General features: G+C 40.6%; 1 pseudogene. It reads right to left on the reverse strand.

The features are described 5' to 3' along the window. Positions 1-8: 8 nt before the first annotated feature. A pseudogene (locus IAE45_RS18780) lies at positions 9-219 on the reverse strand (head maturation protease, ClpP-related); the annotation flags it as partial.

Below are 219 nucleotides of genomic sequence, written 5' to 3' on the forward strand. Positions count from 1 at the left end.
AACATAGTTTATTCTCCTTTTCGCAATCGTGCGATTAATGATTTTGGTTTTGGTTCTTGTTCCACTTGATCTGTTACAGGTTGGCTTAAATTAGCCACCGCAACAGCAACGGCATCTTGAATCATAGATGAAATGTCTTGCGGCTCTTCTTGAGGTTCAGCACGCTTTACAGAATTAGCAAATCCAAACTCTACAGCTTCATCTGCCGTGAACCATTTT

The organism is Enterococcus sp. S53 (assembly GCF_016516865.1).
Taxonomy (GTDB): domain Bacteria; phylum Bacillota; class Bacilli; order Lactobacillales; family Enterococcaceae; genus Enterococcus_D; species Enterococcus_D innesii.